Origin of the sequence: Geobacillus sp. ZGt-1, assembly GCF_001026865.1 — a bacterium.
GTDB classification, from domain to species: domain Bacteria; phylum Bacillota; class Bacilli; order Bacillales; family Anoxybacillaceae; genus Geobacillus; species Geobacillus thermoleovorans.
In genome coordinates this window covers 70,082-78,768 of sequence record NZ_LDPD01000026.1, presented here as the reverse complement: position 1 = coordinate 78,768, position 8,687 = coordinate 70,082, and the positions used below count along the sequence as shown (strand labels likewise).

Here is an 8,687-nt window from a genome sequence, read left to right as displayed (position 1 = left end):
GTGGAACCCATTTGCCGCCAATGAAGTTTTCGTAGCGCTTTTTAAATGTGACAAGCGCGCCTGGCTGGCCTGGTTGTGCGTAGATCATCCCCGATTCCTCCTCCATTTGAGTTTTTTTGTATTCGCTTACAGAGGAAAGAATATTATAAAAATTCTTTCCAATGAATACAATATCATGACTGGACAATACTGTCAAGTCGAAAATGTCCATGCAGCCGTATAGATGGTGATGAGAAGAGGCGCCCCGCTGCGTTTGGGGCGCCCTTGGTTGGCTTCAAGGACTTGAATCGACGGTTCGGCCATCAATCGACTTCCAAGCCTTCCAGCCAGCGGCTTGCGTAGACGCTGCAAAGATGGTGGAACACTTCGATCGCCTCGTTCGGGTCAGCTGCAAAAAAGGTGCTGGCGGCCGTTTCGTTTTCTTCGCGGACGAACTCAAGCAAAAAGTCGGTGGCGATCCGGTTGAACAAAAGAAGCGCGCCGTAGGAGCGCTCAAGCTGGCGTTTCCGCTCGAGCGGGTCATCGATGGACAAAAACGGACGCTCATAGCGGGCTGTCATCTCGGACAGCCGGCGCTGGATCTTGCGCTGGGCGTCCGTGAGCATCGCCTCGATCGTCTGTGGCGATAGAAAGGTTTGCTCGCGCAGCATATAGCCCCAAATTTGCTTGAGCGCATGAGCCGATTCGCTCGCAAACGCGATGTTGTTGAGCAGATCGGCAACGTATTGCTCGTCGTCATCGGTTTGAATGCGCAGCTTCATAATGATTTCGAGCACATCGGAATGAATTTTTTCTTTCTGCCATGATTTCGTCAGCTCATGAAGCAAGACGGAAAGCGAGCGTGCCAATTCTTCTTTCGTCATGATCAGCCAGTCCTTTCCCAGCAACATCGTTCCCTTTCTCATTGTATCATGACGGCTGTCTGTATAAAGCAGATCCGTTATGTTTCCGAATTGACCGAGGAAAACGGCGGTTTGAGCGAAGACCGGGAGCCCATCGTTTCATAGACGATGCATAGGTCTGAAAGGGATGTTGCTTCGCTGTCCGCTGCTGGTTATCGAGGTGCCAGTTGCTCAATGAAAAGAGTTGACGTATGATGGAGTCAAAAACGATAGAAACGATTGGGCCGGGCGGCATATGTCTGAAGAGAGGAAAGAAGGCAGCGTCAAAAGTTCTATGAAAACTCCACACGAGCCATCCCGTTGGGCATCGTAGGGTATTCTCAGAGCCAGATTCGCCCTTGACCAATACCCGCCAAAGGAAAGAAAGGAAGGGGAGAGAAGATGAAACCGGTTCGTTTGCGCGGCCATCATTTGCTTTGTGTGCACGGGTTTCGCGGCATGGGCTACAGCCCGTCGTTCGTGGAAAAAATGTGGGAGATCGTGGCCCGCATTCGCGATGAACACGACGATTTCCCGATTGAAGTCGTCGCGGCGCTCGATGAGGCGTGCCTCGCCTGCCCGCATCATGGGGAGACAACGTGTGAAGCCGGCCCCAATTCCGATGCCCACGTCCGTTCGCTTGACGGAAACGTCATTCGCCATTTAGGCTTGGAGCCGGGCAATGTGTATTGGAAGTCTGAACTGATCCGGCGGACGGCGGAACGGGTCAAGCCGGATGATTTGGACGAGTTATGCCGCAACTGCTCGTGGCTGCCGTATGGCGTCTGCAAAGAAGGAATCGCCAACGTCCGCCGCGGCAATGTGGCGCAAACGTGAGGCAGAGCGGCCGTTTTCGGAAAAAATCGAGGAGGAACGATGGAAAAACGGCGCTGCGCTGAACCATCATCCGTTTGTCAAGGAGGGGGGGCTGTTGCAGCACCGTCTTTCCATTGACGAAGCACGGCGCCATCTGTTTTGAAAAGAGTCATGGCCGGCGATGGCGGCAGTTTTGGACGTTGGCGGAAATTTCTAAAAAATGAATAGTTCCATGGGCGGAAAAATGTGATATGATAAACAATTATAGAGACTTTCGACAGAAAGGGTCATGAACGATGAAAGTAGCCAAATTCGGTGGAAGTTCGGTGGCGAGCGCTGCACAATTCCGTAAAGTGGCCGACATCGTCAGCTCGGATATCGAGCGCCGCATCGTCGTCGTGTCGGCGCCGGGGAAACGGTACAAGGACGATGTGAAAGTGACCGATATGCTCATCCAGCTGGCCGAACAAGTTGTGGCTGGCGAGCCGCATGAGGAAACAATGGAAGCGATCGTGAAGCGGTATGCTGACATCGCCAATGAGCTGGGGCTGGAAGCCGACGGCTTTTTGGCCGAGCTTGTCGATGACTTGCAGTCGAAAATCAGCGCCTATCGAAGCGAGCCGCCTCGGTTGTTTGACGCCATTAAAGCGAGCGGCGAAGACCATAACGCAAGGCTCATGGCGCTCTATTTGCAAGATTTTGGGCTTGAGGCCAGCTACGTCAGCCCGCTGGAAGCCGGCATCATCGTCACTGATGAGCCAGGCAACGCCCAAGTGCTCCCGGAATCGTATGAAAAGCTGCGGCAGCTTCGTGAACGCCGCGGTGTGCTCGTAATCCCGGGCTTTTTCGGGTATTCCCGGTCCGGCCATATCGTCACGTTCCCGCGCGGCGGGTCGGATATTACGGGCTCAATCGTCGCCGCGGGCGTCAAAGCGGACGTGTATGAAAACTTTACCGACGTCGACTCGATTTATTGCGTCAATCCGTCGATCGTCGCTGATGCGCGCAAGTTGAAAGAAATCACGTACCGCGAGATGCGTGAGCTGTCGTATTCCGGATTTTCCGTCTTTCATGACGAGGCGCTTGAGCCGGTCTATCGCGCCGGCATCCCCGTTTGCGTAAAAAACACAAACAACCCGGCCGCTCCAGGCACGTGGATCGTCGCCAAGCGCAATCATATCGACGAACCAGTCGCCGGCATTGCGAGCGACACGGGCTTTTGCAGCATCAACATCAGCAAATACTTAATGAACCGTGAGATAGGCTTTGGCCGGCGTGTGCTGCAAATTTTAGAAGACGAAGGCATCTCCTACGAACATACGCCGTCCGGCATCGACAACATGTCGATCATTTTGCGGGCAGATCAGCTCGTGGATGGAAAAGATGAGCGCATCCTCGCCCGCATCCGCGAGGAGCTTGCCGTCGATGAGGTGACGATTGAGTACGGCTTGGCGCTCATTATGGTCGTCGGCGAAGGGATGGAAAAAACGATCGGGATGGCGGCGAAAGCCACGACTGCGCTCGCCAACGCCAACATCAACTTGGAGATGATCAACCAAGGTTCGTCCGAAGTGAGCATGATGTTCGGCGTCAAAGAAGAAGTCGTCAACGAGGCGGTTCGCGCCTTGTACAACGCCTACTTCCAACAGGCAACCGTAAGCCCCCTTTCCTAACGCGAAACAGGCGTCCGAAACTCGGGCGCCTGTTCTTATGTACCGAGAAGCCCCCGCTTTCACGCGATCAGCCGAAGGGGGGAATGAATCAGCGTCTTCCATCATGGATGTCCCCCAACGCCGCTCAAAATATCTTGAAAGAAGGACTTCGTTGGAACAGCCAAGTCACAGGGACAGACGGGAATGGTCTGGCTGGCAGTCTGCCTTATGGCAGGTGTCCCCGAGAATCTCCCATCTCTAAGCGTTTGCGTAGGTGGGAGAACGTTCAAGCGCTCTAAGCCGAGCTTTCTTCTTTTTTCGCTGGTTGGCGTACATAAGAGCGGCATGTTCGGAAAATACTACCAATGTACGTCAAAGAAAGCGGAAGGGAGGAAGAACGAATGCGGCAATGGCTAGGAATGGCTGTGCTTGTCGCCGTTTTCGCTTCGTTTCCGGCTGGGGCGGCGGCCATCAGCCGAAGCGAGCTTGAGCAGTACGCTGAGAGCGTCGGCTGGACAGTGAGCGACCTGTTGGCTTATTTGGATCAATACGGCTTGACAGCCGCCGATTTTCGCACCATGGATGAGATGAAACAATGGCTCGGCACACCCATCACTGACGAGCGGCTTCATGCCGTTCTGCGCCGGCACGGGCTGACGGTTGAGGAGCTCGAGGCGCTGCTTGGCCAGTTTGGCGAAACGGTGCAAGACTACACATTTGTCGAAGACTTGGACCGGGCCATCCGTTTTTACTCGCAGCACAACGCCGCCATGCAGCAAATCAACGACTTGCTTGGGGCGCTCGGGATGACGGAACAAGAAGTGCGCGCCCTCACCCGCCATATTGCCTCGCTTGACGACCCGCAGTTAGCTGGGCGGCTGGCGGCGCTTCGTGAACGGCTGCGTCCGTTTGCGGAGATGGAAGGGCCGTGGACGGAAACAGAGCGCCGCAAACTGCGGGCGATGTGGGAAGAGGGGCTTCGCTTGCTTAAACTTGAGGCGGACGAGCCGGACATAAAGGCGGCCGGAGCGGAGCCGATCCGCATTCGATTGTACAACCGCCAAGGCGAGGAGGTCGCCGATATCGCCATAACGCGGGAGATGTTGACATCGGGCTACATCGTCCGCGCGGGGGAGAAAGGCATTGACGCGGGGCTGCTCGCTGTAGAGATGAAAGGAAAGATGTATGGGGAAAAACTGCCGGAGACGGCGTCACCGTATTTGACCTATACGTTGGCCGGACTGATGCTCGCTTCCGCCGGGTTCCTTCTTTACCGGCGGGTCAGGCGGCTGAAAGGGTGAAGGAACGTGAACGGCAAGCCCGCGCGGGTTTCGTGGGGGCGCCGGGCCGCCCAATGGGCGGCGCTGGCGGCGATCGTCATCGGAGCGGCGATGGCCGGTTGGAACGGCTATTGGTACACCGTCGGCTGGATGGCGGTCAAGCGGGATGCTCCTGCGCCTTCCTCACCGCCGGCCGCAAGCCTTCCAGCGGAACGTTCGGCGCAAAAAGACGCACCGCTTGGCGTCTACCTTGGTGAACTCGCCATCCCAAAGCTCGGGGCGGCGATTCCCGTGTATGAAGGCGTCCGCGAACAAGAATTGCGCCGAGGTGTCGGCCATTATCCAGCGAGCGATTGGCCGGGGGGACGAGGGCATGTCGTGCTATCCGGGCACCGCGATACTGTGTTCCGCCGCTTTGGCGAGCTTGAGATCGGCGATGCGCTTATCATTCGGACGGATCGCGCCGCCATCCATTACCGCATCGTCAACATCCGCATCGTCGATGACGACGACCGGACCGTTTTGGTCGAGAAAGCGCGCCCAACGCTGACGGTGACAACGTGCTACCCGTTTCGCCTCATCGGCCGCGCTCCGAAGCGCTGCATCGTCACCGCCCGCCCGGTTCGGGTTGATGCCCTGGCGTTTCCAAGAGGATGATCCACTTGCCCGCAGGAAGGCAAACAAAAAGGCTGGAAAGTGCGCTCTCCAGCCTTTTACCTTTTCCGTTCCTGCGGCGCCTTGGCATCGATTCGCTCATGCATTTGCTGGCGAAACTCTTGAAGCAGCGCCTCGCCTTGCAGCCCTTTCTTGACAAGGCCGGCCAGCACGACTTCCGCCAAATGGGTGCGCCGCGGGATCATCAGCCCTTCCATCAAGACGCTAATGTGGCCGTTCATTTTCGTGATCGAACGGACGGCGACGAGCATGTTGGCCGGGTCGTTGCTCGTGTGGGTGATCGTCACTTGCAGTTGAAACTCTGGACGCCGCTGCAAGTTCACAAACATTGGCTCATAGTCGTCATCCAAATACGCCTCCACGAGCCAGCGGTTTTGCCCGTCTTCTTTGTTGATGATCAACCCGTCAATAAACGGGATGTCTTGGCGGTGCATGTCGTCGTCGATGACCGAGAGCCCGACAAGCTTGAACGTTTTCATCTCGTCCACCTCGTTACCGTTGTCTTATCCAAGATTATAGCACAGGCGGACGAGGGAAGAAAAACGGGATGCCGCCCCTCCTGCTGAAAAACGATCTGCATATTTTCCGTCGGATGGCAAAAACGCCATTTTGCCCCGCCATTGTCGACGAAGATTTCGCCTTTTTCGCTGAATTGTATCCATAGAGTGCGCAAAAAAATGCAAAAATCGCGATTTTACGACCCAAAACGAGATTCGTTATCATAAAGGTGCGGTGGAGGAAAGGGGGGATGCGCCAACACATGATCAACCAAGTCGTGTTGGTCGGCCGGTTGACGAAAGATCCCGAGCTTCGCTACACGGCCGAAGGGGCTGCCGTCGCGACTGTCACGCTGGCGGTGGCGAGAAATTTCCGCAACGCGGAAGGGGGGATTGACGCCGATTTCGTTCCATGCGTTTTATGGCGGAAAACAGCGGAACATACCGCCAATTATTGCCGAAAAGGATCGATGGTGGCGGTGACGGGGAGAATCCAAACGCGCCGCTACGATAAAAAAGACGGTCAACGCGTCTATGTCACCGAAGTCGTCGCGGAGTCCGTCCAATTTCTCCACTCCGGAAAGAAACCAGAATGGCCGGAGCACGTATAGTCGTTTCCCCATACATGCCTTTCAAAGCGAATCCCCAAGAGAAAGAACGTGTCCCCAAACACTCCCCAACGGATGGCGCTAGCACGTCGTTGTTAGCGCTTTTTTTCAGCATGAGGGGAGCTACATGAGCTCGGAGCACTCTTTTACGATCGTCACGATCATCGTTTCGACATGTTTTCGCTTTTTATCCGGCAGCTTCGCGAGCGTGTACACCGCTTCGCTCATCTCTTGGTTATGAAGCAAGTAGTCCAACGCCGCGAGCACCGTTTCGTGCACGTCCGCCGTTCCGTATATGTCTGTCACTTCGCGCAACAGCTCGCGTTGGCGCGTTTCGCCGCCAAGCAAAAAATCGGCGCTGACATCAAACAGCTGGCATAGCTTCTCAAGCGACTGCACATCTGGAAGCAAGCTGCCGTTTTCCCATTTGCTGATTTGCGAACGCGACACGTTCAGCTGCTCGGCCAGCTCTTCCTGTGTCCAGCGCCGTTGTTTTCGCAGTTGTTTGAGCGTCTCCCCCAAGTTTGTCATCGTTCGTCACCACGCTTTTCATCATTACTCTTTAAAGATAGAAAAGCATGGAGCCAATGGTTGTTCCTTTTTCGCTCATTTCTATCTTTGTTTCTAAATCAGAACAGATTTGTCCGTGATTTCGTCGTTCGGCATCTTTTTTGTCCAGGAAGGACATAGTACAATTAGTTAAAAATGGGAAATTACGAACCAAAAAGAGGGGGTCAAGGTGAACATCTATCTTGCCGATTTTGTCATTTGTGAACGAAACGGGGAGAAACACGCCCAAAAAATGTACCACATCTATATTAAGGAAATGAAAAATCCGTTTTCCGTGCGGCTGAAAACGATCGCCCCGGCCAGTTTCACCGATTCGCTGCGCTCGCTGAAAAACGAAGGTGGACGGATGCGTTTTGCATCGGAAGGCGAGGCGCTGTTCCGCACGATCACCTGCTCAAAGGAAGCCCAGCTCTATTTTGTATTTAAATGCACGAGCCAGCTTTACATGTTTATCGTCAAGCTCGATCTTCGCCAAAAAAAGTTTACCGTCGCCCTTTATGAGTGGAACGAACCGAGGCAAAAATACATCCCGATCCGCGCAGATGAATGGCTGGCGATGGAAAAACAGCTCATTTATGAAGTGCTGCAGTCGATTTACCTTGTCGACGATCGACGCGTGTCGTATTTGTTCACGTATCCGTCGCCTCCGAAGCGAAGCATGCCCCGTTCCGGCGCATAAACTTCTTCCTTCTTCCAATAAAAAAAATCGTTTCCTTTCATGGCTTTCGTCCGTTATACTGAAAATATAGAACATTACTATTTTTGGCTGCGGGATGTCAAGCCGGCCTGAGGAACTATCCCGCATGAGGCCTCGATGAAAGATGAAAAACGAAACAGACGGCGAAGGGAGAGGGCGCATCCGTGAAACCGAATCACGTTGTTTTCGCCGCTGCCATGGCTTCTGCCTTTTTTCTCGCGCCGGACGAGAGCCAAGCGGCGGAATGGAAGAAAGGCATGAGTTCTCCTGAAATCAAACAGCTCCAGCAGCGCTTGAAAGAAAAAGGCTTTTTCACGTATCCGCAAGCGACCGGCTACTTTGGCGCCATTACCGAAGAAGCGGTCAAAGCGTTCCAACGGGCGATGAACTTGCCAGCCACCGGCATCGTCGATGACCCCACCTACGCGAAGCTCAAAAGCGCGCCTGCGTCAAACGACACGCTCGCCATCGGTTCCCGCGGCGCGGCCGTCAGTGATTTGCAACGCCGGCTGAAACAGCTCGGCTATTTTCGCTATCCGCAAATCACCGGCTACTATGGCGCGGTGACGGCCGATGCCGTGAAGCAGTTTCAACGGGCGAACGGGCTTCCCGCCACCGGGCGGGCGGACCGGGCGACGCTTGAGCGGCTGAAGCAAAAAGAAGAAGGTTCCTCGCCCTCACCGTCTGCGGCGCTGACCGTTGGGGCGCGCGGCGACGAAGTCCGCGAGCTGCAGCAACAGCTCAAACAACTCGGCTACTTTACGTATTCGGACATCACCGGCTACTATGGGGTGCTGACCGCCGACGCGGTCTGCCGCTTTCAACGCGACAACGGCCTGCCAGTGACCGGCGCGGTCGACAACCAAACCGCTGCCCTCCTTGCGAGCGCAGTAAAAGCGAAANCACCCCCGCCTGCACCGATCGAGCGCGAGCGCCTGGCGGTTCGCCTCTCAATCGGCGCGCTCGGCGAAGACGTCAAGCGCATTCAGACAAAGCTGAAAGAGCTCGGCT

General features: G+C 55.2%; 11 protein-coding genes and 1 pseudogene. 8 read left to right on the top strand and 4 right to left on the bottom strand.

Translation table 11 applies throughout. The annotated features are described in order from the left end of the window. Together VU18_RS20630 and VU18_RS13965 are read right to left on the bottom strand one after the other, a co-directional pair. A partial coding sequence (locus VU18_RS20630) for a hypothetical protein (protein WP_236687413.1) occupies positions 1-196 on the bottom strand: 196 nt, incomplete at its 3' end. Between the two features lie 106 nt (positions 197-302). Continuing rightward, positions 303-890, bottom strand: a complete 588-nt coding sequence (locus tag VU18_RS13965) for a hypothetical protein (RefSeq protein ID WP_047758313.1) — start codon at positions 888-890, stop codon at positions 303-305. 393 nt (positions 891-1,283) lie between these two features. On the opposite strand from VU18_RS13965, the gene VU18_RS13960 reads away from it, so the two are divergent. From VU18_RS13960 to VU18_RS13945, 5 genes are all read left to right on the top strand, one after another. After that, positions 1,284-1,718 carry a DUF1284 domain-containing protein gene (locus tag VU18_RS13960; RefSeq protein WP_025039145.1) on the top strand — a complete coding sequence of 145 codons (435 nt, stop codon included), beginning with the start codon at positions 1,284-1,286 and terminating at the stop codon, positions 1,716-1,718. Beyond that, positions 1,702-1,860, top strand: coding sequence for a hypothetical protein (locus VU18_RS18165; protein WP_158534150.1), 159 nt, complete (start codon positions 1,702-1,704; stop codon positions 1,858-1,860). The genes VU18_RS13960 and VU18_RS18165 overlap by 17 nt, the downstream gene beginning before the upstream one ends. A gap of 133 nt (positions 1,861-1,993) precedes the next feature. Beyond that, complete coding sequence (locus VU18_RS13955; protein ID WP_047758312.1) at positions 1,994-3,370, top strand: aspartate kinase; 1,377 nt, start codon at positions 1,994-1,996, stop codon at positions 3,368-3,370. A 380-nt stretch (positions 3,371-3,750) separates the two neighbouring features. Then, positions 3,751-4,650: a processed acidic surface protein gene (locus VU18_RS13950; protein WP_021322698.1), complete on the top strand. Its 900-nt coding sequence runs from the start codon at positions 3,751-3,753 to the stop codon at positions 4,648-4,650. A gap of 6 nt (positions 4,651-4,656) precedes the next feature. Continuing rightward, entirely contained in the window at positions 4,657-5,286 is a 630-nt protein-coding gene (locus VU18_RS13945) for a class D sortase (protein ID WP_014196837.1), read from the top strand. Between the two features lie 56 nt (positions 5,287-5,342). On the opposite strand, the gene VU18_RS13940 is transcribed toward VU18_RS13945, so the two are convergent. Next, positions 5,343-5,783 (bottom strand): YwpF-like family protein, encoded by a 441-nt coding sequence (locus tag VU18_RS13940; protein WP_021322699.1) that lies wholly within the window; start codon positions 5,781-5,783, stop codon positions 5,343-5,345. 269 nt (positions 5,784-6,052) lie between these two features. Here VU18_RS13940 and ssb point away from each other — a divergent pair, with 269 nt between their 5' ends. Beyond that, a complete protein-coding gene (ssb, locus tag VU18_RS13935; RefSeq protein WP_011232661.1) occupies positions 6,053-6,412 on the top strand; it encodes a single-stranded DNA-binding protein in 360 nt (119 codons plus the stop codon). 120 nt (positions 6,413-6,532) lie between these two features. On the opposite strand, the gene VU18_RS13930 is transcribed toward ssb, so the two are convergent. After that, positions 6,533-6,940: a helix-turn-helix domain-containing protein gene (locus tag VU18_RS13930; RefSeq protein WP_014196835.1), complete on the bottom strand. Its 408-nt coding sequence runs from the start codon at positions 6,938-6,940 to the stop codon at positions 6,533-6,535. Between the two features lie 208 nt (positions 6,941-7,148). Between VU18_RS13930 and VU18_RS13925 the strand changes: the two genes are divergently transcribed. Next, positions 7,149-7,658 carry a hypothetical protein gene (locus tag VU18_RS13925; protein ID WP_020278804.1) on the top strand — a complete coding sequence of 170 codons (510 nt, stop codon included), beginning with the start codon at positions 7,149-7,151 and terminating at the stop codon, positions 7,656-7,658. A 182-nt stretch (positions 7,659-7,840) separates the two neighbouring features. Continuing rightward, positions 7,841-8,578 (top strand): annotated as a pseudogene (locus VU18_RS20625) (peptidoglycan-binding protein); the annotation flags it as partial. Positions 8,579-8,687 lie beyond the last annotated feature (109 nt).

What these genes read in the sequence shown, in the direction of transcription:
- VU18_RS13965 (WP_047758313.1), bottom strand. Translation starts at nt 890, where the DNA reads ATGTTGCTGGGAAAGGACTGGCTGATCATGACGAAAGAAGAATTGGCA.
- VU18_RS13960 (WP_025039145.1), top strand. Translation starts at nt 1,284, where the DNA reads ATGAAACCGGTTCGTTTGCGCGGCCATCATTTGCTTTGTGTGCACGGG.
- VU18_RS18165 (WP_158534150.1), top strand. Translation starts at nt 1,702, where the DNA reads ATGTGGCGCAAACGTGAGGCAGAGCGGCCGTTTTCGGAAAAAATCGAG.
- VU18_RS13955 (WP_047758312.1), top strand. Translation starts at nt 1,994, where the DNA reads ATGAAAGTAGCCAAATTCGGTGGAAGTTCGGTGGCGAGCGCTGCACAA.
- VU18_RS13950 (WP_021322698.1), top strand. Translation starts at nt 3,751, where the DNA reads ATGCGGCAATGGCTAGGAATGGCTGTGCTTGTCGCCGTTTTCGCTTCG.
- VU18_RS13940 (WP_021322699.1), bottom strand. Translation starts at nt 5,783, where the DNA reads ATGAAAACGTTCAAGCTTGTCGGGCTCTCGGTCATCGACGACGACATG.
- ssb (WP_011232661.1), top strand. Translation starts at nt 6,053, where the DNA reads ATGCGCCAACACATGATCAACCAAGTCGTGTTGGTCGGCCGGTTGACG.
- VU18_RS13930 (WP_014196835.1), bottom strand. Translation starts at nt 6,940, where the DNA reads ATGACAAACTTGGGGGAGACGCTCAAACAACTGCGAAAACAACGGCGC.